The organism is Rhodococcus sp. S3 (genome assembly GCF_058211795.1).
Genome location: NZ_CM177074.1, coordinates 39330 through 62077 on the forward strand (window position 1 = coordinate 39330; position 22748 = coordinate 62077).

Below are 22748 nucleotides of genomic sequence, written 5' to 3' on the forward strand. Positions count from 1 at the left end.
GTCAGCCTCCCTGTAATCCGGCCGAGATGACGGCCCGTCCGATCGGGGCGGCCACCGAGCCGCCGGTCGCGGCGAGAGCTCGGTCGCCGCCGTCCTCCACGATCACCGCGACGGCGATGCGGGGTTGTTGTGCAGGTGCGAATGCGATGTACCAGGTGTGCGGCGGGGTGTTCCGCGGATCGTTGCCGTGTTCCGCGGTGCCCGTCTTCGACGCGATCTGCACGCCCTGGATGGCACCGCCACCGCCGGCATTGTTCTCGGCACCGATCATCAGGTCGGTGAGGGTCGCCGAGACCTCCGGCGAGATCGCCTGGCCCAGCGATTCGGGCTTGGTCTCCTCGAGCACCGTCAGGTCGGGTCCCTGCCGACGGTCGACGAGATACGGCTTCATGCGCACCCCGCCGTTTGCGATGGTCGCGGCGATCGACGCGTTCTGCAACGGAGTGAGGGCCACATCACGCTGGCCGATGCTCGACTGGCCGAGTGCCGCGCCGTCCGGGATGGGCCCGACGGTGCTCGCCGCGACGGGCAGCGGCACGTCGAGGGTCTCGCCGATGCCGAGCTTCTCGGCCTGCGAGACCAGGGCCTCGCGTCCGTCGTCGATGCCCATCTCGACGAAGGCCGTGTTGCACGACCGCGCGAAGGCTTCCCGCAGCGTCACCGTCGGTGCGTCGCCGCACGCCGCTCCGCCGTAGTTCTCGAGGGTCGTCGCGGTGTCGGGCAGGGTGATCTGCGGTGCCGCGGTGAACTGCGTGTCGGGGGTGACGCCGTTCTCGAGCGCCGCCGCCGTCACGACGACCTTGAAGGTCGAGCCCGGAGGGTAGGTCTGGGAGATCGCACGGTTGAGCATCGGCTTCTCGGGATCGGCGTTGAGCTCGTCCCAGGCCTGTGAGGTCGCGGCACCGTCGTGTCCCGACAACCGGTTGGGGTCGTAGCTCGGAGTGCTCACCATCCCGAGGATCCTGCCGGTGCTCGGTTCGATCGCGACCACCGAGCCCGTGTAACCCTTCGAGGTCAGCTCGTCGTAGGCCACCTGCTGAACGACCGGATCGATCGTGGACACGACGTTTCCGCCGCGCGGGTTGCGGCCCGACACCAGGTCGAACAGGCGACGTCCGAACAGCAGGTTGTCGGAACCGTTGAGCAGCGAATCCTCGGACCGCTCGAGTCCGGTGCTGCCGTACTGCATCGAGTAGAAACCGGTCACCGGCGCGTAGGCCAGCGGGCTCATCGGCTGGGTCGGCGGCGCCGGGTATTCGCGCAGGTACTTGTAGCGGCTGTCGGTGGGCACCGACACCGCGAGAGCCTGACCGGCCGCGACGATCTGTCCGCGCTGACGGGAGTACTCGTCGATCAGCACACGCGAGTTGCGCGGATCGGTGCGGAGATCGTCGGCCTTGATGACCTGCACGTAGGTGGCGTTTGCGAGCAGCGCGACGACCATGAACATCACGGCCATCGCGACCTTGCGGAGCGGACCGTTCATTCGCGCCCCATCATTTCCGTCTTGGCCTCGGCGATCGGCGTGGGCGCCTTCTTACGGGGGATCGCGGGTTGGCGGGCAGCGTGCGAGATCTTCATCAACAGAGCCAGGAGCAGATAGTTTGCGAGCAGCGACGAACCACCGTAGGACACGAACGGTGTGGTCAGGCCGGTCAGGGGGATCAACTTCGTGACACCGCCGACCACCACGAACAGCTGGACGGCGAGGGTGAACGACAGGCCGGCGGCGAGCAGCTTGCCGAAGCTGTCGCGCACCGCCAGCGCCGTGCGCATGCCGCGGACGACGAGGATCAGGAACAACAGCAGGATGGCGGCCAGACCGATCAGGCCGAGTTCCTCACCGATCGCGGCGACGATGAAGTCGGTCTTCGCGAACGGCACCTGCCCCGGCCGTCCGCTGCCCAGGCCGGTGCCGGCGACTCCGCCGGTCGCGAGACCGAACAGCGACTGGGAGATCTGGTAGCCGGTGTTGTTGTAGTCGGCGAGTGGATCGAGCCAGGTCTCCACACGCACCCGCACGTGACCGAACATCTGGTACGCCGCGTAGAAACCGACGGCGAGCAGCGAGAATCCGATGATCAGCCAGCCGACGCGTTCGGTCGCGATGTAGAGCATCACCAGCACGGTGGTGAACAGCAGCAGCGACGTGCCGAGGTCCTTCTCGAAGACCATCACACCGATCGAGATGATCCAGGCCGCCAGGATCGGGCCGAGATCGCGGGCACGGGGGAAATCCATCCCCAGGAAGTGCTTGCCCGCGGTGGTGAACAGATCGCGTTTCGCCACGAGGACCGATGCGAAGAAGATGATCAGCAGGATCTTCGCGAACTCACCGGGCTGGATGCTGAAACCGGGCAGCCGGATCCAGATCTTGGCGCCGTTGACCTCGGAGAACCTGCTCGGCAGCAGGGCCGGGATCGCGAGTGCGATGAGGCCGATGAGACCGAGCGTGTAGCTGAACCGCGCGAGCAGGCGGTAGTCGTGCAGGAACACGAGCACGACGATGAACAGCGCGATGCCGAGCGCCGTCCACAGCACCTGCTGCGTCGCATCGGGCGACGGCGGCGGCAGGCCCATGTAGCGGGCGTTCTCCTGGTCGGACAGGTCGAGCCGGTGGATGAGCACGAGTCCGAGACCGTTGAGCAGCGCGACGATCGGCAACAGCAGGGGATCGGCGTACTTCGCGAAGCGCCGGACCGCGAGATGCGCGGCGAGGAACAGCGCCGCGAAGGTCGCCCCGTACTTGAGCAGGTCGAGGGTCAGCGCCTGCTCCATCGAGACCTCGACGAGCATGAGCGACACGGTCGTGACACCGATGGCCGCGATGATCAGAGCCAATTCGGTGTTGCGCCGGGTCGACTGGACGGGAGCCGGGGCGAAACCTCCCGGAGGGCTCGGGAAGGCCCCCACACCATGGGACACCGACATCAGGCGCCCACCCTGCAGTTCTGACCGGGGATCTGGGGCGCGGGCTCGGGAGCCGGCTCCATGTTCGGAGCGGGTTCGCCGGGAGTCGGCTCACCGGGCTGTGGCTCACCGGGGAGCGGTTCGCCGGGCTGGGAGGCCGGTGCCGGTTCGCCCGGCTGCGGCTCACCGGGCGCCGGCGGCTGCACCGCGGGTGTCTCGGTGGGCTGGGTGCCGTTCGGTCCGGGAGCCGGCGTCGGCTCTCCCGGACCGGGGGCCGGTGTGCCGGGCGTGGGCTCGGGTTCCTCCGGGGTGCACACCGGCAGCAGGTCCAGTTCGGCGAGCCGCTGCATCTGTTCGCGGGTGTCGTCGAGCGACCCCGACGGAAGACCGGCACGAACCTGTTCGCGGGCGGCGGGCCACAGATCGTCGACGAGCATCACCCGGCACGACGCGCTGGCGGGGTCGACGAGCGTGAGGTCGCCCTCGTCGGTGATGCACCCGACGCGCGCGGGCTCCTGCAGGGAATAGCCGAAGACGTCGCCGGGGATGCCGCGCAGCACGGTCACACGACCGTCGTCGGCGCCGACGTAGTAGTTGTTGCGGATCAACTGACGGCCGACGAACAGACCGCCGACCAGCACTGCGATCACCACGATGGCGGCGACGGGCCACCACAGGCGGCTGCGCTTCTTCTTCGGCTCGGGCTCCGGGGCCTTGTTGATGACCCGCTTGGGGGTGGCGCGCGGCGGTCGCATCGCAGCGGCGCGACCCGCTGCGGTATTCGGCGGGGGAGTGTCCTCGTCGTCGTCCGCCGATGCCGCACCGGCAACGATGGGATGCGACTGGCCGTAGTCGAGATCGATCACGTCGGCGACGACGACGGTGACGTTGTCGGGACCGCCGCTGCGCAGTGCCAGCTCGATGAGCCGGTCGGCGCACTCGTCGTGCGTGCCCTGCCGCATGGTGTCGGCGATCGTCTCGTCGCTGACGACGTCGGACAGGCCGTCGGAGCACACGAGATAACGGTCACCGGCGCGGGCCTCGCGCACGGTGAGCGTCGGTTCTACCTCGCTGCCCGTCAGCGCGCGCATGATCAACGACCGCTGCGGGTGCGTGTGCGCCTGCTCGGGGGTGATGCGGCCCTCGTCGACGAGCGACTGCACGAAGGTGTCGTCGCGGGTGATCTGGGTGAGCTGACCGTCGCGCAGCAGATAGGCGCGGGAGTCGCCGATGTGCGCGAGGCCGAGCTTGCTGCCGGCGAACAGGATGGCCGTGAGCGTCGTGCCCATACCGTCGAGTTCGGGCTCCTCCTCCACCTGGTCGGCGATCGAGGCGTTGCCTTCGCGGACGGCCGCGGCGAGCTTGCCGAGAAGGTCGCCGCCCGGCTCGTCGTCGTCGAGGTGGGCGAGCGCCGCGATCATCAGTTGCGAGGCGACCTCGCCGGCTGCGTGGCCGCCCATGCCGTCGGCGAGGGCGAGCAGGCGGGCACCGGCGTAGACGGAGTCCTCGTTGTTGGAGCGCACGAGGCCGCGGTCGCTGCGGGCGGCATATCGGAGTACGAGGGTCACGGGCGGAGCTCGATCACGGTCTTGCCCACCCGGACCGGGGTTCCGAGCGGGACACGGACAGCGGTGGTGACCTTCGCGCGGTCGAGATACGTGCCGTTCGTCGACCCCAGGTCTTCGACGTACCAGTCGGAACCTCGCGGCGACAGGCGTGCGTGGCGCGTGGACGCGTAGTCGTCGGTCAGCACGAGTGTGGAGTCGTCGGCACGGCCGATGAGAACCGGTTGGGTGCCGAGTGTGATCCTCGTGCCGGCCAGCGCGCCCTGCGTGACCACCAGATACTTGGCGGTCTTGTTACGGCTCAGCGTCGGCAGCACCGACTGCTTGGGGGAGTAACGCGGGAGCGGTCGCGCGGCACCGGCGTAGATGTCGGACCGGAGCGTGCGCAACACCGCCCATACGAACAACCACAGCAGGAGGAGGAATCCCGCTCGGGTCAGCTGCAGAATCAGCCCCTGCACGGTGCATCCTCCTTCGGGGTAGTCGACCGGTCGTGTTCCTGGTCGTGCGGTCACTCACAATACGGACACCGGACGACTCCATGCAGCGTCCGACGCGCTGTCACACGCGTCGGACGGTATGAACGGGTCCGGTCGGTCCTTCGATACCGGCTGATCAGAGGATGCGCACGAGGATTTCGGAATGCCCGGCGCGAATCACGTCACCATCGGCGAGCTGCCAGTCCTGCACCGAGGCGCCGTTGACCGTCGTGCCGTTCGTCGACCCGAGATCGGAGAGCATCGCGACCTGGCCGTCCCAGCGGATGTCGATGTGGCGACGCGAGACGCCGGTGTCGGGCAGGCGGAACTGTGCGTCCTGGCCGCGGCCGATGATGTTGCTGCCCTCTCGGAGCTGGTAGTAGCGACCGCTGCCGTCCTCGAGCTGGAGCGTCGCGGTCAGCACCCGACCGGCAGTCGGAGACTGGTAGCCGGCCTGCTGGTAGCCCTGATCGTAACCGGGAGCCGCGGCGGCGTAACCCTGGTCGTAGCCGCCCTGCTGCGCGCCGTACTGCTGGTCGTAACCCGGCTGTGCGTAGCTCTGCTGACCGTAGGCCTGCTGGTCGTAGCCGCCCTGCTGGTAGCCCTGGTCCTGGTAACCCTGGTCGTAACCGGGCTGCGCGTAACCCTGCTGGCCGTACGCCTGCTGGTCGTAGCCACCCTGCTGCGGGTAGTCGTGGCCGTAGTCCTGGCTGTACGCCTGCGGCTGGGCGCCCTGGGCACCGTAGGCCTGCTGGTCGTAACCGCCCTGGTCGTAGCCGCCCTGTTGGTAGTCCTGCTCGCTGTAGGCCTGGCCGTACGCCTGCTGGTCGTAACCACCCTGCTGGTCGTAGCCCCCCTGAGCCTGGTCGTAGCCGGCGTTGCCGTAGCCCTGGTTGTAGCGCTGCTCCTGGCCGACGTGCGCGTGACCGTTGCGTGCGTACTGCGGTTCCGCCTCGGCGGGGTCACGGCTGGGGTCGTAGCCGGGGTTCTGCGTCATTGGGCCAGCTCCTGGTTCAGAGGTCACGGGTGGGCGGTTCTGTGGGTTCCGCGGTGACGGAGCACGCGTCGCTGAGCGCCCCGCATCGGGATCTACCGAGCCGCGAGTCCGGAACTGCCCGGTGTGCAGTGCCGACGACGACTCGAAGACGACTTGGATCTCACCGTATGTCTGCCATCCCTGTTCTCGGATGAAGTCCTCAAGGTGACGGGAGAATGCCTTCACAGTCAAGTCCCGATCCGCTGCGAGGGCGTCGTGATCGGTTTCGCTGATCGTGATGACGTAGTGATTGGGGGCGAGCATGTGGCCCCGATCGAGCTGTTGGACGCCGTCCGTTGCCTCCTGCTGCAGCGCCGCCTCGACTTCCTGGGGCACGACGCCGCCGCCGAACACGCGGGCGAAAGCGTCGCCGATCGCGGCCTGGAGTTTGCGCTCGAAGCGCTGGGCGATACCCATGGCGACCCCCTTTCCGTACTCAGCGTGTCGCAATGCAGATCTCGTCACTGCATGGTATCCACTTTTCCCCGGATTCGACCCTGCGGTATTCGGCACGTCTCCGACGGATGTGCTCGGCGATCGTGCCGACGGGGCTCGCAGCCCTCTGACCAGGCGAATAGTTGTTTGGCTCCGGTGTGTGTTACTGTTTTCGGCGTTGCTCGGGCGAGTGGCGGAATGGCAGACGCGCTGGCTTCAGGTGCCAGTGTCCTTCGGGACGTGGGGGTTCAAGTCCCCCTTCGCCCACAGTGAGCAGTTCCACGAACTGCGACGGACGAGGTCACGAACTCTTCGGAGATCGTGACCTCGTCCTTTTCGTCGTGGTCTTCCGGGCCGTCGGCCCTCCGGCCGGTCAGTCGCTCGGGTGCCGATCCGCGGTGAGGTCGACACGGATCTGTGGTACCGGCACGCCCGTGGGTACTCGGGTCCGTCGGTTGCCGTGCGCGGCGGCGAGTTGCGGTCCGGTGAGATACAGAGCGAGGGACAGATCGGCGTTCTCCACCCGAGCGCCGCGGAGGTCCGCGCCGAGCAGGTCCGCTCCCGCGAGGTCGCATCCTCGGAGATCGGCGCCGATGAGCAATGCATTCCGCAGCTCGGCCCCGCACAACCGGCGGCCGCGCAGATCGGTGCCGGCGAGATCGGCGCCCGGGACCAGGTCCGGATGCATCCGCTCGTCGTCGGCGAAGTACGAAGCCCGCACCTCCGCACTGACCTCCATGAGGACCGGTCGAACGCGGGCACGTATCTCGCCAATGTCGAGGGATTCGAGTTCGCCCACGCGCCGGCGGGTCAGGGATACAAGGGATGCGACGAGTTCCCGCGCGGTGTCCGCGGTTTCCGGATCGTAGGTACGTTCCTGGGCCTCGAGCAGATGCCACATCATCTCGTGCAGCTCTTTCACGACGGCGAATGCCGAGAACATCCGGTCGCGGGTGTCGGGACGGTCCCGCCAGCTCACGCCGGCGAACAACCGCTGGGAGACCACCTGTCCCGCGCCGAAACAATCGAAGACCGTGCACCCGCGGAAACCGCGGGACGGCAACGTCTCATGGATGGTGCACGCGAAGGACGCATCGAGATGCCGGCACGGCGACCCGGCAGGCTTGTCCTCGGCGAAATCCGAAGACCTCGTGAAACCGAAAGCCGTACAACACAGTGCGAAACAACGGCTGCAGTCGCCCCGGAGGTCGGATCGATGAACGGTCGGCGACGGGGACGAGTGAAGCGATGGGGTGAACATGTGAACTCCGAGAGTCGATTCCGATGCACGGCGGGATCGGGGAACCCTGGCGCGGGTTCCCTCTCGGGGCACACGGAATCACCGCCGCCTGCAGGCGCGGTTCGCGGACGGCGCGGGACCTCTGTCTCACGGATACACGGTGCTGATCACTGGCCATGAAAATACCAGTCGGCACGCGCGGTGTCAGCGGGCCGGACGGCTGTCGTCGGACCTCGGGAAGACCCGCGTTCAGACGCTCGCCTCGCGCGACCCCACGTGCGTCAGAGTGAGGCGCAGCAACTCGCCGAGGGCGTCGCGACTACGCGTCAGGCACGCGATCCGGCCGTCGAGATCCTCGATCTCGCCGACGAGACGAGCGGCGAAATCCCTGTCGCACTTGCTCGTCCACGTGCCTTCCCGGTCGTCGCGCTGCTCGAGGACGATCGAGACCAGACGCGTGGGCACGCCCGAGCCGACGAGGTCGCGGATCAGTTTCACGCGTGCCACGTCGTCGTCGGTGTAGTCGCGGTAACCGTTCGCACCCCGTTCGGGATGGATCAGGCCTTCCTGTTCGTAGTACCGCAGCATCCGGGTGCTGAGGCCGGTTCGCCGGGACAGCTCGCCGATTCGCATGACTCTCCCCGTTTCGGGCTTGACCTTGACACCGATGTCAACGTTCAGCATGGTGCCATGACCGATACCGACGCTCGTGAACCGGCGAGAATTCCCACGGCGACGACGACGTCGAACGCTTCTTCGACCGGCCACGCACTTCGGTGGGCGACGCTGATCGCCCTGTCCTTCTCGACGTTCGCGACGGTGACCGTGGAGATGCTCCCGTCCGGCTTCTCCCGCAGATCGGACGTGGCCTGGGTGTCGAGCCTGCCGTCGTGGGAGGTCTGGTCACCGCGTGGGCGCTCACGATCGCCGTGACCAGCATGCCGCTCGTCCGGGTCACGCGGAACGTCCGCCGCACCCGGTTGCTCCCGGCCGCGCTCGCCGTGGTGGCCGCCGCGGTGCTGGCGACGTCGCTCGCTCCCACCTTCGAGATCGCCCTCGCCGGCCGGATCGTCTCCGCGGCCGCGCACGGTGTGTTCTGGGCGGTGATCGTCGTGTACGTCTCCGAGATCGTGCACCACGACCGGATCGGGAGGGCCTTGGCGATCGTGCTCGCGGGTCCGGCCGTCGCGGGACTGATGGGTCTTCCGATCGGGGCGGCGCTGGTCGACATCGTGGGCTGGCGCGGTGTCTTCGGTGGGGCATCGGCGGTTCTGGCGGTCCCCGCGATCGCCCTGGCACTGATTCTCACCGACCCCGGGAGGACCACCGGGAGTGAGGGGAGCTTCGGGGCGGACGAGCGCACCTCGGGCTCGGGCTGGGACCGCAGCGTGATCGCGTCGACGGGCACGGCACTGGCAGGAACACTGGTGCTCCTGGGACATTTCGTGGTGTTCACCTACATCTCGATGATCGTCACCGACGCGGCCCGGTTCGGATCCGGATCGCTGGCGATCGTCCTGGCGGTGTTCGGAGCGGCCGGCGCTGTCGGTGTCACCGTCTCGGGATGGCTGTCGGACCGCTGGCCGAGAGCAACCGTTCCCGCCACGGTCCTCGTCCTGCTCACGGCCTTCGTCATCGTGGCCGTCGCGCCGACCGTGCCGGTGTTGTTCGTGCTCGCGATCGTGCTGTGGGGACTCGTCTCCGGGGTGTTCCCGCCCGCGATGCAGGTCCGGGTCCTCCGACTGGCATCCGCGCGATTTCGCACGACCGCCGGCGGGGTCGTGGTCGCGACCTTCAACCTCGGTGTCGCCGCCGGTGCCGCTCTCGGGGGCGTGGTGGTCGGTTCCGGTGTCGACCGTCTGGCCCCGGTCGCCCTGGCCGTCACCGCGGTCGGTGCAGTCGCTCTCGTGCTCCTCGCCCGGACGGCGCCGGAACCGTCTGCGTGATCCGGGCAGCGGCCGATGACTTCGCGTGGTTCGCGGGGTCTTCCTCTTCGTACCGGTCGATCGGGATGTGAGGAGAAGAAAGTGGGCCAGTTGCTGCGAGTGCAGAACTTTTCGGTGTCGAGCGACGGTATCGGCGCGAGGGAGGACCAGAGTTTCGAGAGTCCCTTCGGTCTGGATCCGGGTCCGATGTTCGAGTGGGCCGGCGCCACGGCGAGTTGGCACCTGCGGACCGAACCCGGCGGGAGCCGCGGGCTCGACGACTACTTCATCCGGGACTTCTCCTGCAATATCGGTGCGGAGATCATGGGACGCAACAAGTTCGGTCCTCAGCGGGGCCCGTGGCAGGACCACGAGTGGCAGGGCTGGTGGGGTGACGAGCCGCCGTTCCACACCCCGGTGTTCGTGCTGGCCCATCACGAACGTCCGTCCTTCACCCTCTCCGACACCACCTTCCACTTCGTGAACGGCGAACCGGCTGCGGTGCTCGAACAGGCCCGCGTCGCGGCGCAGGGCAAGGACGTTCGCCTCGGAGGCGGCGTCTCCATCATCCGCGAGTTCCTCGACGCCGATCTGGTCGACACCATGCACGTCGTGGTGTCGCCGGTGCGGTACGGCACCGGTCTGAAGCTCTGGGAATCCCCGGACGAGCTACGGGACCGTTTCCACCTCGAGGCCGTGCCGAGCGCGAGTGGGGTGGTGCATCACCTGTTCTGGAGGAAGTGAACGCCCGCGGCCGGCGCATAATGGGAGGTGGGGGTAGGAGGTCGTCATGCGTGCTCTGAGTGGCCTGTTGGATGTCGTGCTCGGACTTCTCACCGCCCTGCTCGGCACCGTTCTGGGGATCGTCGCCGCCGTGGTGATGCTCCTGGGTGCGGTGTTGTGCGTGACGATCCTGCTGATCCCACTGGGCATCCCCGTCATCCGGCTCTCCCGCCGGCTGTTCACCCTCGCCGGGAAGATGATGCACGTGCCGTGACGTCCCGCGACGAATCGACGAGGCGCTCGACCGCCTCGTGAGGCGCTCGGGCGTCTCGTCCACCGGCCTGCGGAACCTCTTCGGATCGGCCCCGCATTCTCGAGGAATGCGGGGCCGACTCTTGTGTCCATCGCGGTGTCATGCGCCTCTACCTGCGCAAATAGTCTGAGCATCCGGTCGGTTGCCGTACATACCCTAGGGGGGTATGGTATCCGGCAGGACGACCGACGCGACAAGGACGACTCCGATGCCGAATACCCCGAGCGAGACGGTGCACGCCGATGCCGTCGCCCACGACGACGCACATCAGCACAGCTACATCGCCAACAACACCAAGGCCGACTACCTCAAGCGACTGCGTCGCATCGAGGGGCAGGCCCGCGGCCTGCAGCGGATGGTCGAGGAAGAGAAGTACTGCATCGACATCCTCACGCAGATCGCGGCGATGAAGAAGGCCCTCGAAGCCGTCGCACTCGGCCTGCTCGACGAGCACATGGCGCACTGCGTGGCCGGTGCCGTGCGCGCCGGAGGCGACGAGGCCGACCTCAAGTTGAAGGAAGCCAGCGACGCCATCGCGCGCCTCGTCCGCTCCTGATCGTCCAGACCCGTTCACGACCCGTATCCGAGGAGTTCCCATGAGCCAGACCAGCACCTACACCGTCACCGGCATGACCTGCCAGCACTGCGTCGCGTCGGTCACCGAGGAGGTCCAGGAGATCCCGGGCGTCGAGAACGTCGCGGTCGATCTGGCCACCGGTGCCGTCACCGTCACGAGCGCCGAGTCCCTCGACGATGCCGCCGTCGCGGCCGCCGTCGAGGAGGCCGGCTACAGCCTCGCATGAACACCCCGGCCAAGCTCACCGGCTTCGTCGCCGCCGTAGCCGCGGTCTTCGGTATCGCGCTGCTCGTCGGCGCGACCGTCGGCCCGGTGGAGGAGCAGACCGAGGATCCGACCGCGAGCGCCCACGACGCCGGTCACGGTGATGACACCGCCACCGGCAGTGCCGCGGAAACACCTGCCGCGGAAACACCTGCTGTGGAAGACATCCCGGGAGGTCTGATGACGTATCGGAACGGCTATGCCCTCGCGCTCGCCGAGACAAACCTCGAGTCGGGTGAGGGCAGGAACCTGACCTTCGCGATCAACGGACCCGACGGTATGCCGGTGACCGACTTCGACGTCACCCACGACAAAGAGCTGCACCTGATCGCCGTGCGCCGCGACTTCACCGGTTTCCAGCACGTCCATCCCGTGCTCGACGAGAACACCGGCATCTGGTCCGTCGACGTCGACCTCACGCCCGGCACGTGGCGGGTCTTCACCGACTTCACGCCCACCGGGGGAGAGGCGCTCACGTTGGGCACCGACCTCGCGGTGGCAGGCGAATTCGTCTCTGCCGCACCGGAAGCCGACAACCGCACCGCGACCGTCGACGGCTACGAGGTCACCCTCGACGGCGACCTGTCGTCGGGTAACGACGCGATGCTCACCCTCGCCGTGAGCAAGGACGGACAGCCGGTCGCCGACCTGCAGCCCTATCTCGGTGCCTACGGACACCTGGTGGCGCTGCGCGGCGGCGACCTCGCCTATCTCCACGTCCACCCGGACGGGACACCCGGCGACGGCACCACTCGACCCGGTCCCGAGGTCGTCTTCCACACCTCCGTCCCGAGTGCCGGCACCTATCACCTCTATCTCGACTTCCAGCACGACGGAGTGGTTCGCACCGCGGCGTTCACCCTCACCGCCGGAGGCACCGGCGAGGTGCAACCGGGGTCCGGCACACACGGTGACCACAGCCATTCCGGCCGCTGACGGCCCTTTTTCGAGGAGACACACATGACCACGCAGAGTCAGCCGGTCGCCGCCGAATCGATCGAACTCGCCATCACCGGCATGACCTGCGCATCCTGCGCCAATCGCATCGAGCGCAAACTCAACAAGCTCGACGGCGTCACCGCGACCGTCAACTACGCCACCGAGAAGGCGAAGGTCACCTACCCCGACGACATGACACCCGAGCAACTCGTCACGGTCGTCGAACAGGCCGGCTACGGTGCCGCACTGCCGCCACCACCCGCTCGGGCAACGGACCGGTCCGATGACGTGCCTGAAGCCGATCCTGTTGCGGCGCTTCGCCACCGACTCGTCGTCTCGGCGATCCTGACGGTGCCGGTGATCGCGATGGCGATGATCCCCGCCCTGCAGTTCACCAACTGGCAGTGGCTCTCCCTCACCCTCGCCGCGCCGGTCGTGGTGTGGGGTGCCTGGCCGTTCCACCGGGCGGCGTGGATCAACCTGCGCCACGGCACGTCCACCATGGACACCCTCGTGTCGCTGGGAACCCTTGCCGCCCTGGGCTGGTCGGTCTACGCCCTGTTCTGGGGCACGGCGGGTGAACCGGGGATGGTCCACCCGTTCGAGTTCACCATCGCGCGGGGCGACGGCAGCGGCAACATCTATCTCGAGGCCGCGGCCGGTGTCACAACGTTCATCCTCGCCGGACGCTACTTCGAGCAACGATCGAAGCGCCGCGCCGGCGCTGCCCTGCGTGCCCTGCTCGAACTCGGCGCCAAGGACGTCGCGGTCCTCGGACTCGACGGGACCACCGAGACCCGGGTTCCGGTGGAGCAGTTGGCGGTCGGGGATCTGTTCGTCGTGCGGCCGGGCGAGAAGATCGCCACCGACGGTGTGATCGAACGGGGCACGTCGGCAGTCGACGCGTCGATGCTGACCGGTGAATCCGTTCCCGTCGAGGTCGGTGTGGGCGACAGTGTCGTCGGCGGCACGGTCGACGTCGGTGGACGACTCGTGGTGCGCGCGACCCGCGTCGGCTCCGACACCCAGCTCGCGCAGATGGCGAAGCTGGTGGAGGACGCCCAGAACGGCAAGGCCCAGGTGCAACGCCTGGCCGACCGGATCTCCGGCATCTTCGTCCCGATCGTCCTGCTGATCGCCGCCGGCACACTCGGTTTCTGGCTCGGCACCGGCAACGGGCCCGCGGCGGCCTTCACCGCGGCGGTCGCCGTGCTGATCATCGCCTGCCCGTGTGCCCTCGGCCTGGCCACCCCGACCGCGCTGATGGTCGGTACCGGTCGCGGCGCCCAGCTCGGCATCCTCATCAAGGGACCCGAGGTCCTCGAATCGACCCGCTCGGTCGACACCGTGGTCCTCGACAAGACCGGCACGGTCACCACCGGCCGGATGACCCTGCGCGAGGTCGTCGCCGACGACGGGGAGAACGCCGACGACGTGCTGCGGTACGCCGGGGCACTCGAGTCGGCGTCGGAACACCCGATCGCACGTGCCGTCGGTGATGCGGCCGCGGACAGGTTCGGCGGTCTGCCCGAGGTCGAGGACTTCACGAACGTCGAGGGTCTCGGTGTCCAGGGAGTGCTCGTCGACGGCGACACGAGCCGCGCGGTGCTGGTGGGTCGTCCGACGCTGCTGGCCGACTGGTCGCAGCACCTCTCCGAGAAGCTGCAGCGGGCGTTCGAGCAGGCGCAGAAGTCCGGCGGCACGGCCATCGCCGTCGGCTGGGACGGGAAGGCCCGTGGCATCGTCGTCGTCGCGGACGCGGTCAAGCCGACCTCCGCGCAGGCAATCGCCGAACTGCGGAAACTCGGGCTGCGTCCGATCCTGCTCACCGGGGACAACGCCGCCGTCGCCCACACCGTGGCGGCCGAGGTCGGCATCGACGAGGCCGACGTGATCGCCGACGTGCTGCCCACCGACAAGGTCGACGTGGTCGAGCGACTGCAGCGCGAGGGCGCGGTGGTCGCGATGGTCGGCGACGGTGTCAACGACGCCGCGGCGCTCGCCCGGGCCGACCTGGGCCTGGCGATGGGCACCGGCACCGACGTCGCGATCGAGGCGAGCGACCTGACGTTGGTCCGCGGCGACCTGATGGTCGCGGTCGACGCCATCCGGTTGTCGCGCCGCACGTTGACGACGATCAAGGGAAACCTGTTCTGGGCGTTCGCGTACAACGTCGCGGCACTGCCGCTGGCGGCCGCGGGCCTGCTGAACCCGATGCTCGCCGGCGCGGCGATGGCGTTCTCGTCGGTCTTCGTGGTCTCCAACAGCCTGCGGTTGCGACGGTTCCGCGCCCACGCGGCCTGACCGCTTTCGGCTGCAGCGAGGAGGGCGGCCTGTCAGGATCGGATCCATGACACAGCCGTCCTCCTTCCGTGCCCTGGTCGTCGACGACACCGACGACGGCCAGGTGGCACAGTTCCGCGAACTGACCGATGCCGACCTTCCCGACCACGATGTTCTCGTCGAGGTCGAGTACTCGTCGCTGAACTACAAGGACGGTCTCGTGATCGCGGGGCCGCAGAAGATGGCGCGACGCACCCCGCTGGTCGCCGGAGCCGATCTCGCCGGCACCGTCCTCGAGAGCAGCAACCCCGACTGGAAGCCGGGCGACCGCGTCGTCGTCAACGGCTGGGGTCTGTCCGAGACCCAGTCGGGCGGGTACACCCGGCGCCAGCGCGTGAAGCCCGAGTGGCTCGTGCGCATCCCCGACGCCTTCTCCACCCGCGACGCCATGGCCATCGGCACCGCCGGCTACACGTCCGCCCTGTGCCTCGACGCGCTCGAACGGTACGGGATCGCATCCGACGCGGAACTGCTCGTCACCGGCGCGGCCGGTGGCGTCGGGTCGATCGCCGTCGCGCTCGCCGCTGCCGCGGGACACACGGTCGTCGCCGCGACCGGCCGTCCCGAGACCCACGACTTCCTGAGCGAACTCGGTGCGTCGTCGTTCGTCGACCGTGCCGAACTGCAGGGCAAGGGCCGGCCCCTGGGCAAGGAACGCTGGGATGCCGCGGTGGACGCGGTGGGCGGTTCGACGCTCGTGAACGTGCTGTCGCAGATCCGCTACGGCGGTGCGGTCGCCGCGTGCGGTCTCACGGAGTCACCGTCGATGCCCGATGCCACGGTGATGCCGCACATTCTGCGCGGCGTCGCGTTGCTGGGCGTCGACTCGGTGATGGCGCCGACTCCGCTGCGCTGGTCGGCGTGGGATCGTCTCGCCCGCGATCTGCCTGCGAGCACCCTGGATTCGCTGTCGCGGGTCGAACCGCTCTCGGACGTCCCGCGACTCGCAGAGGAGATCCTGGCGGGCAAGGTGCGCGGCCGGGTGGTCGTCGACGTCACCGCCTGAGAACGGTTCCGGAGAACGACCGGTGGGCAGCCACTTCGACAAGTGACTGCCCACCGGGGCCGAGACGGACGGACGCTACGAGGACGCGTGGACCTCGCGCTCGTTGGGCACGCAATGCGTCATCTGCAATCCGGTCACATCACGGGGACCGTTCTTGCCGAGATTCGCTGCGCGTTGCAGTTCGTCCTCATCGAGGGTCTGGCTCTGCAACGGCGGTAGATCCCGTACGTCGTCGGCACTGATACCGAGTCCGTCGCCGACGCGTTGTCCGAGCTCGTCGTCGCACATGAAGAAATGCCACACCATCCGCTCCTGCACCTCGCGGACGGCCTGCCCGATACCGCCGACGAGATTCTTCACCAGGTCGTCCTTCTCCCACTGCTCCATGAGCTGGTAGCGCTGGCCGGCCTGCTCGTAGTCGTTGGTACGCGGAATACGTTTGCGCGTGAGACGACCCCGGATTTCCGGCCCCTGATCGTCGTGAGTCGGGAACTCGGCTTCGCGCAGACCGCCGGTGATGGACGGTTCGTAGTTCACGTGCGGGTTGTCGCCGACATCGTCGACGCCGTATGCCATCGGTCCGCCCTGCTGATTGGTGGCCACGTGGGCGTTCTTCGCCGAGTTGACCGGAAGTTGCAGGTAATTGGGCCCCACCCGGTAACGCTGCGTGTCGGAATAGGAGAACGTGCGTCCCACGAGCATCTTGTCGTCGGAGAAGTCGAGTCCGTCGACGAGGACGCCGGTGCCGAAGGAGATCTGCTCGTTCTCGAGGAAGTGGTTCTCGACGTTGCGGTCGATCACCATTCTGCCGACCGGCATGGCGGGGAACTCGTTCTCCGGCCAGACCTTCGTGTCGTCCAGGGGATCGAAGTTCAGCTCCGGATGGTCGTCGTCGCTCATCATCTGTACGCGCAGTTCCCATTCGGGGTGGTCACCGCGCTCGATGGCCTCGTACATGTCCTTGCTGGCATGCCCGAGATCGTGCGCCTGAATGGCCGCCGCGTCGTCCTCGGTCAGGCTCTTGACACCGATCTTCGGAATCCAATGGTATTTCACGAGGTGTGTCACGCCCTCGGCGTTGACCCACTTGTAGGTGTTGACCCCGAAGCCCTGCTGAGTCCGGTAGTTGGCCGGAATGCCCCGGGGACTGAACAGATTCACCAGCATGTGCATCGCTTCGGGGGTCTGCGACATGAAGTCGAAGATGCGTGCGGGTTCCTGCCGGAAAGTGACGGGGTCGGGCTTCAGCGAATGGATGACGTCGGGGAACTTGATCGCGTCGCGAATGAAGAAGACCGCGAGGTTGTTTCCGACAAGATCCCAGTTACCGTCCTCGGTGTAGAACTTGACCGCGAAACCTCGCGGATCGCGGGCGGTTTCCGACGAGTCGCGTCCACCGATGACCGTGGAGAGCCGGATGGCGACGTCGGTCCGCTTCCCCGGCTCGGCGAAGAGTTTCGCGCGCGTGTAGTTCGTGATGGGTTCATCGCCCCATTTCCCGGTGGCTTCGAAATATCCGTAGGCGACGAAACCGCGCGCGTGCACCACTCTTTCCGGAATGCGTTCTCGATCGAAATGGCTGATCTTTTCGAGGAACTGATAGTTCTCCAGCGTCGCGGGTCCGCGTGGGCCCACCGTCCTCTGATTCTGGTTGTCGTATACGGGATGGCCCTGGCGGTTCGTCAACACACGTCGGTCGTCTCTCCGGGCCGGGCCCTGCGACGAAACATCGGTCACGGTGTTCTCCCCTCGGATGCAGTTGATGGGCTTTCTCGTAATCGAGTTGTCGACCGTCCTGTGCGGGGGCGACATCCTCTCACTATTACGTTCTTTCCGGGTTCTCGTCGGCCTTTCGCGAACAACAACCCGGATGCCCGACAACCGGCGCACCGTCTACACGATCAACTCGCGGTCTCCGCGTTCGGCAGTTGTTTCGGTGAGGCGGAGTCCGGATCGGTCCGCCGACCGAAGGCGAGCCAGAGCAGGAATCCGAATCCGGCCGTGACGTAGAGCGTGCCGAGCAGGTGCTGCCATGCGGCCCAGCCGAGTTCGAGATCGCCTCCCGTGGGGAACAGGTGGTGCGGGCCGATCAGGAAGACGAGCGTGACGCCGACGGCGATCGCGGTGAGTCTCTGCGCATCGGTTGCGCGCCCCGCCGCTAGTGCGAGGGCCAGCAGTGCCGGCGCGACCCACACCCAGTGGTGCGACCACGACACCGGCGACGCCAGCAGCACGGCCGTCGCGTTCGCCAACAGGGCGAGCACGAGATCGCCCTGCTCGAGGGCACGGCGGATGGCCACCACCGCGACCAGCAGCATCACCGCGACGGCGAGCAGCCACAGCACGGAACCCATGAGTTCGGGCGGTCCGAAGCGGGAGATCACGGCCTTGAAGGACTGGTTGGTGGCGAAGTACGCCGCGCCGATCCGGCCGGTGTCGGGCAGGGTGTCCAGCCAGTACTTCGCGGAGGTCGCGGGCATCACGGCGAACGCGAGGGCGGTGAACCCGAAGGTCGACGCGAGGATGGTGGCGCTGGTCCGCCGGTCGCGTCGCAGCAGGAAAAGCAGCAGGAACGCGATGGGCGTGAGCTTCACGGCGGCGGCCAGTCCGATCAGCATTCCGCGCGGCCACTTCGGGGTCTTCACCAGGACGTCGAGGGCGACGAGCGCCATCAGGACGAGGTTGATCTGCCCGAACGAGATGGTCTCACGCACGGGTTCGAGCAACAGCGCTCCGGCGACCGCGACCGCCGTGACGATCCACGCCGTCCGCGCCTCGAAGTCCGGACGGAGCCGGTCCAGCACGACCCGCAGGGTGACGACGAGCGCGGCGACCGAAACGAGGGTGAAGACGATCTTGCCGAACGTCACGGGGATCAGCGCCAGGGGAGCGAAGAGCATCGCCGACAGCGGCGGGTAGGTGAACGGCAACGCGAAGTCGTCGGTCACCGGAGGCATCTGCCCGTAGATGTCGGCCCCGTCGAGCAGGACCCGGGCGCCCATCCGGTAGACGAGGAAGTCGATGAGTTCGCTCCGGACGAGGATCGCGACGAGCACACCCACGGAGACGAGCGACGCGATCACCGCGACGGCGGTACCGCGATGTCCGGTGAGGAACGGAGGCGTCGTCGAACCGATCGGAGTCTGCCGTGATTGTCGCACCCAGCAACTTTAGTCAATTCCGATAATCGTTCCGGTCCGACGTGGGGAACGCCATACGGTCGGAATGTCACGAATCGACAGGTCGCAGCAGGTCGGGATTGTTGTTCCGAGGCGAATTGACCGCGGTGCTCACCTCGTACGGTTCGAGGGTCGGTTCGGGAATCGAATTCAGCAGGGCGTCGACGTCGTCGCGGTCGTTCAGCTCGGGATCGAGCCACGGATCGACAAAGGTGTCGGGCAGGATCACCGGCGACCGTTCGTGGATGTGCCCGGCGGCGTCGGTCGCGGGACGGGTGAGCACGGTGCACGTCCACAACCAGCGGTCGGGATGGTCCTCCGGCAACTCCGGGTCCGGCCACAGCTCGTAGAGCCCGGCCATGGAGATCGGTCCGTCCGCGTGCAGGAAGAACGGGATCTTCTTCCCGTCCTCGCCCTTCATCCACTCGTAGTACCCGTCGGCCGGCAGCACGCACCGACGCTTCGCCGCGGCCGCCTTGAAGGCGGGTTTCTGGGTGATGGTCTCGGAGCGGGCGTTGATCATCCGTGACCCGATCTTCGGGTCCTTCGCCCAGAACGGCACGAGTCCCCATTTGATCTGCGAGGACACGATCCGGATCGGTTCGGCGTCCGGTTCCTCGCGCGGCGCTCGCTCGAGCACGACGTTCACGCGCTGGGTGGGCGCGATGTTGTACGACGGGGGCAGTTCCTCACCCACGGCCTCGACGGCGTCGTAGGCCGCAAGCAGATCCCCGCGGGTACTGGTGCTGGCATAGCGTCCACACACGATGCATCTCCCGTCGGCGACTCCGGAGCGACGATTCGATTCTCTCTCATCGGTCGCTCCGGAGCGGATTGCTCAGACGGAGACCTCGACTCCCAGTGCCTCGAGCAGGGTGCGGCGGTACTCCGCGATCTCGACGACATGATCGGCCCGCGGGTGGGGCAGGTCGATGGTCAGTTCGACGGCGAACGAGCCGTGGTCGAGCACGAGCACGCGGTCGGCGAGAGCGATGGCCTCGTCCACGTCATGGGTGACGAGCAGCACGGCGGGCCGGTGCTTGGCGCACAGTTCCTGCAGCAGTCCGTGCATCCTGATCTTCGTCAGTGCGTCGAGGGCACCGAACGGCTCGTCGGCGAGCAGCAGTTCGGGTTCGCGCACGAGCGACCGCGCCAGCGACACCCGTTGCTGCTCACCACCGGACAGCTCGGTGGGCCATGCCTTCTCGCGTCCGGCGAGCCCGACCTCCGCCAGGGCGGTGCGGCCGCGCTCGGCGGCGTCGTCACCGTCGAGACCGAGGATCACGTTGTCGAGCACCCGAGCCCAGGGCAGCAGCCGTGAGTCCTGGAAGACCACCGCCCGCTTCTGCGGCACCTCGAGGGTGCCCGAGCCGGGCACGCCGTGGTCGAGTTCGGCCAGGGCGCGCAACAGGGTGCTCTTGCCCGAGCCGCTGCGGCCGAGCAGTGCCACGAACTCGCCGGGGGCGATCTCGAGGTCGATGTTGTTCAGCACCGCCCGGCCGTCGAAGCCGCGGCTGAGGCCCCGGGTGCGTACGGTCAGTTGCCGATCGTCCTGCGCCATGCCAGCGCCTTCCTCTCTGCCGCACGGACCAGCAGGTCGCTGCCGAATCCGAGGATCGCGTAGACCACCAGTCCGACGATGATGATCTCGGTCATGCCGTAGTTGCGGGCCTGGTACATCAGGTAGCCGATGCCGCTCGAGGCGTTGACCTGTTCGACGACCACCAGGGCCAGCCATGCGATGGTCACCGACAGGCGCAGGCCGGTGAAGAAACCGGGCAGCGCCCCCGGCAGGGCGATGCGCCGGACGAACCGGGCGCGGGACAGATCCAGCGTCTCGGCCAGTTCGACGTAGCGGGCGTCGATGCCGCGCAGCGCCGAATAGGTGTTGATGTAGACCGGGACGAACACCGACAGGGCGATGAGCAGGATCTTCATCTCCTCGCCGATGCCGAACCACAGGATCGCCAGCGGCATCAACGCCAGGGTGGGGATGGAGCGCTTGATCTGCACAGGGCCGTCGATCAGTGCCTCACCGATGCGCGACAGGCCGGCGGCCAGTGCGAGCACCAGTCCGAGGACGACACCGATGACCCCGCCGATCAGGGCGCGCTGGACGGAGGTCCACAGGTTCGACTGCAGTCGTCCGTCGCCGATCAGTTCCCATGCGGTGGTGACGACCGTCCACGGCGCCGAGAGGGTCTTCGGATCGAGCACCCCGGTGGCCGAGGTGACGATCCATGCCACCAGCAGCAGCGCCGGGCCGATCGCCAGGCCGAACTTGATCGGCTTGCCCGGGGCGAGGCGGCTGCGGGTCGTGCGCGGCGACAGGTCGGCCGTCGCGCCGGGATCGGGTTTCTGGTCGGTGTCGGCGTCACCGGCCAGGCCACTGCCGAAACGCCGGGGTTCGACGGAGACGCTCATGGCTCCAGTCCTTTCGTCGGTTCGGTCGGTCAGACGCCGGCGGCAGCGAGCTCGCGTGCGTACTGGCTCTCCGGACGCGGCAGACCGTAGTGGTCGCGCAGCGTGGTGCCGGTGTACTCGGTCCGGAACAGGCCGCGCTCCTGCAGGATCGGCACTACCTGGGAAGCGAACGCCTCGAGACCCTGCGGGTACTGCGGCGGCATGATGTTGAAGCCGTCCGCGGCACCGTTGGTGAACCACTCCTCGATGATGTCGGCGATCTGCACCGGCGTGCCCGCGACGACGTTGTGGCCGCGTGCGCCGGCGAGCTTGTGCAGCAGCTGACGCAGGGTCGGCTGTTCGCGCTCGACGATCTTCGCGAAGACCAGGCGGCGGCTGTTGTCGTTGTCGGTGATGTCGCCTGCGCCGGCGAACAACTCGACCGGCACCTTCTCGTCCAGCTCGAGTCGGGACACGTCGATGCGGCCCATCTTCTGGAGCTGCCCGAGGCCGTATTCGACGATGGTCAGCTCGTTGAACTCGCGCTGCAGTTCCTTCGCCTCGGCCTCGGTCGCACCGATGAACGGGCTCAGGCCGGGAAGGATCTTCACGTGATCGGGGTTGCGCCCGAATGCCGCTGCGCGGGTCTTGATGTCGGTGTAGAAGGCCTGGGCGTCCTCGATGCGCTGGTGCGCGGTGAAGATCGCCTCGGCGTAGGTCGACGCGAAATCGCGCCCGTCGTTGGAGGAGCCGGCCTGCACGAGCACCGGTCGTCCCTGCGGGGAGCGGGCCGAACCGAACGGGCCGCGCACCTTGACGTAGTCACCCTCGACGTCGATGCGGTGGATCTTGTCCGGGTCGGCGTAGACGCCGGCGGCCTTGTCGAGGACGAGTGCGTCGTCCTCCCACGAATCCCACAGCTTGATCGCGGCGTCGACGAATTCGCGTGCCCGGGCGTACCGCTCGTGCACGTCGGGGTGTTCGGTGTACCCGAAGTTCGCCGCTGCGGCGTCGGTCGCGGTGGTGACGATGTTCCAGGCGGCGCGGCCACCGGAGATGTGGTCGAGCGAGGAGAACAACCGGGCGAGGTTGTAGGGCTCGTAATAGGTGGTCGACGCGGTGGCGATCAGCCCGAGATGCGTGGTGACCGTGGCCATCGCGACCAGCGTGGTGATCGGTTCGAGGCCGTAGTCCGGACGGTACTTCACCTCGGTGCGCAGGGCCGGACCGTCCGCGAAGAAGACCGCGTCGAGCTTCGCGCTCTCCGCGAGGCGGGCGAGCTCCTGGAAGTAGGTGACGTCGTAGAGACGCTCGGGCACGCTGCCGGAGTGGCGCCACGAGGCCTCGTGGTGGCCGGTCGGGTAGATGAAGGCGTTGAGGTTGAGCTGGCGGTTCGTCATGTCGGATTTCC

Annotated in this window: 22 protein-coding genes and 1 tRNA gene; 10 read left to right on the plus strand and 13 right to left on the minus strand. The window is 67.7% G+C overall.

All coding sequences use genetic code 11. The features are described from left to right. Window position 1: 1 nt before the first annotated feature. The 5 genes from AC0LPE_RS00185 to AC0LPE_RS00205 form a co-directional block, all read right to left on the minus strand. Window positions 2-1486, minus strand: a complete 1485-nt coding sequence (locus AC0LPE_RS00185; RefSeq protein ID WP_106200896.1) for a peptidoglycan D,D-transpeptidase FtsI family protein — start codon at window positions 1484-1486, stop codon at window positions 2-4. After that, window positions 1483-2931: an FtsW/RodA/SpoVE family cell cycle protein gene (locus AC0LPE_RS00190; RefSeq protein WP_159417094.1), complete on the minus strand. Its 1449-nt coding sequence runs from the start codon at window positions 2929-2931 to the stop codon at window positions 1483-1485. Before AC0LPE_RS00190 ends, AC0LPE_RS00185 begins: the two co-directional genes overlap by 4 nt. Beyond that, window positions 2931-4478, minus strand: coding sequence for a protein phosphatase 2C domain-containing protein (locus AC0LPE_RS00195; RefSeq protein WP_160877049.1), 1548 nt, complete (start codon window positions 4476-4478; stop codon window positions 2931-2933). The genes AC0LPE_RS00190 and AC0LPE_RS00195 overlap by 1 nt, the downstream gene beginning before the upstream one ends. Continuing rightward, window positions 4475-4936, minus strand: coding sequence for an FHA domain-containing protein FhaB/FipA (locus AC0LPE_RS00200; protein WP_006550946.1), 462 nt, complete (start codon window positions 4934-4936; stop codon window positions 4475-4477). Before AC0LPE_RS00200 ends, AC0LPE_RS00195 begins: the two co-directional genes overlap by 4 nt. 154 nt (window positions 4937-5090) lie before the next feature. Next, the gene (locus AC0LPE_RS00205; RefSeq protein WP_490606396.1) at window positions 5091-6407 is read right to left on the minus strand and encodes an FHA domain-containing protein; all 1317 of its coding nucleotides are present in this window, start codon (window positions 6405-6407) and stop codon (window positions 5091-5093) included. A 202-nt stretch (window positions 6408-6609) separates the two neighbouring features. Between AC0LPE_RS00205 and AC0LPE_RS00210 the strand changes: the two genes are divergently transcribed. Continuing rightward, window positions 6610-6692 (plus strand) — tRNA-Leu (locus tag AC0LPE_RS00210). Window positions 6693-6798: 106 nt separating this feature from the next. On the opposite strand, the gene AC0LPE_RS00215 is transcribed toward AC0LPE_RS00210, so the two are convergent. Next, window positions 6799-7488: a pentapeptide repeat-containing protein gene (locus AC0LPE_RS00215; RefSeq protein ID WP_490605384.1), complete on the minus strand. Its 690-nt coding sequence runs from the start codon at window positions 7486-7488 to the stop codon at window positions 6799-6801. A gap of 426 nt (window positions 7489-7914) precedes the next feature. Beyond that, window positions 7915-8298 carry a MerR family transcriptional regulator gene (locus tag AC0LPE_RS00220; RefSeq protein WP_490605385.1) on the minus strand — a complete coding sequence of 128 codons (384 nt, stop codon included), beginning with the start codon at window positions 8296-8298 and terminating at the stop codon, window positions 7915-7917. A gap of 57 nt (window positions 8299-8355) precedes the next feature. Between AC0LPE_RS00220 and AC0LPE_RS00225 the strand changes: the two genes are divergently transcribed. The 9 genes from AC0LPE_RS00225 to AC0LPE_RS00265 all read left to right on the plus strand — a co-directional run bounded on the left by AC0LPE_RS00225 (window position 8356) and on the right by AC0LPE_RS00265 (window position 15755). Next, complete coding sequence (locus tag AC0LPE_RS00225) at window positions 8356-8598, plus strand: hypothetical protein (RefSeq protein WP_490605386.1); 243 nt, start codon at window positions 8356-8358, stop codon at window positions 8596-8598. Then, window positions 8556-9611: an MFS transporter gene (locus AC0LPE_RS00230; RefSeq protein ID WP_490605387.1), complete on the plus strand. Its 1056-nt coding sequence runs from the start codon at window positions 8556-8558 to the stop codon at window positions 9609-9611. The genes AC0LPE_RS00225 and AC0LPE_RS00230 overlap by 43 nt, the downstream gene beginning before the upstream one ends. Window positions 9612-9692: 81 nt before the next feature. Beyond that, window positions 9693-10334, plus strand: coding sequence for a dihydrofolate reductase family protein (locus AC0LPE_RS00235; RefSeq protein ID WP_490605388.1), 642 nt, complete (start codon window positions 9693-9695; stop codon window positions 10332-10334). A gap of 46 nt (window positions 10335-10380) precedes the next feature. Next, a complete protein-coding gene (locus tag AC0LPE_RS00240) occupies window positions 10381-10587 on the plus strand; it encodes a hypothetical protein (RefSeq protein ID WP_006553307.1) in 207 nt (68 codons plus the stop codon). 247 nt (window positions 10588-10834) lie between these two features. After that, entirely contained in the window at window positions 10835-11182 is a 348-nt protein-coding gene (locus tag AC0LPE_RS00245; protein WP_006553308.1) for a metal-sensitive transcriptional regulator, read from the plus strand. A 40-nt stretch (window positions 11183-11222) separates the two neighbouring features. Then, the gene (locus AC0LPE_RS00250) at window positions 11223-11429 is read left to right on the plus strand and encodes a heavy-metal-associated domain-containing protein (protein ID WP_019290442.1); all 207 of its coding nucleotides are present in this window, start codon (window positions 11223-11225) and stop codon (window positions 11427-11429) included. Next, on the plus strand, window positions 11426-12403 hold the full coding sequence (locus AC0LPE_RS00255) for a DUF8832 domain-containing protein (RefSeq protein ID WP_490605389.1): 978 nt from the start codon (window positions 11426-11428) through the stop codon (window positions 12401-12403). The genes AC0LPE_RS00250 and AC0LPE_RS00255 overlap by 4 nt, the downstream gene beginning before the upstream one ends. Before the next feature lie 24 nt (window positions 12404-12427). Next, window positions 12428-14710, plus strand: a complete 2283-nt coding sequence (locus tag AC0LPE_RS00260; RefSeq protein ID WP_490605390.1) for a heavy metal translocating P-type ATPase — start codon at window positions 12428-12430, stop codon at window positions 14708-14710. A 46-nt stretch (window positions 14711-14756) separates the two neighbouring features. Further along, complete coding sequence (locus AC0LPE_RS00265) at window positions 14757-15755, plus strand: MDR family oxidoreductase (protein ID WP_490605391.1); 999 nt, start codon at window positions 14757-14759, stop codon at window positions 15753-15755. A 75-nt stretch (window positions 15756-15830) separates the two neighbouring features. On the opposite strand, the gene AC0LPE_RS00270 is transcribed toward AC0LPE_RS00265, so the two are convergent. The 6 genes from AC0LPE_RS00270 to AC0LPE_RS00295 form a co-directional block, all read right to left on the minus strand. Beyond that, on the minus strand, window positions 15831-17492 hold the full coding sequence (locus tag AC0LPE_RS00270; protein ID WP_160877031.1) for a catalase: 1662 nt from the start codon (window positions 17490-17492) through the stop codon (window positions 15831-15833). A gap of 164 nt (window positions 17493-17656) precedes the next feature. Beyond that, entirely contained in the window at window positions 17657-18916 is a 1260-nt protein-coding gene (locus AC0LPE_RS00275) for a glycosyltransferase 87 family protein (protein ID WP_490605392.1), read from the minus strand. A gap of 67 nt (window positions 18917-18983) precedes the next feature. Next, window positions 18984-19700, minus strand: a complete 717-nt coding sequence (locus tag AC0LPE_RS00280; protein WP_016691117.1) for an SOS response-associated peptidase — start codon at window positions 19698-19700, stop codon at window positions 18984-18986. 72 nt (window positions 19701-19772) lie between these two features. Continuing rightward, window positions 19773-20495 (minus strand): ABC transporter ATP-binding protein, encoded by a 723-nt coding sequence (locus AC0LPE_RS00285; RefSeq protein WP_085468680.1) that lies wholly within the window; start codon window positions 20493-20495, stop codon window positions 19773-19775. Beyond that, the gene (locus AC0LPE_RS00290; protein WP_085468681.1) at window positions 20471-21358 is read right to left on the minus strand and encodes an ABC transporter permease; all 888 of its coding nucleotides are present in this window, start codon (window positions 21356-21358) and stop codon (window positions 20471-20473) included. Before AC0LPE_RS00290 ends, AC0LPE_RS00285 begins: the two co-directional genes overlap by 25 nt. 29 nt (window positions 21359-21387) lie before the next feature. Continuing rightward, window positions 21388-22737, minus strand: a complete 1350-nt coding sequence (locus tag AC0LPE_RS00295; protein WP_490605393.1) for an LLM class flavin-dependent oxidoreductase — start codon at window positions 22735-22737, stop codon at window positions 21388-21390. Window positions 22738-22748: the final 11 nt, after the last annotated feature.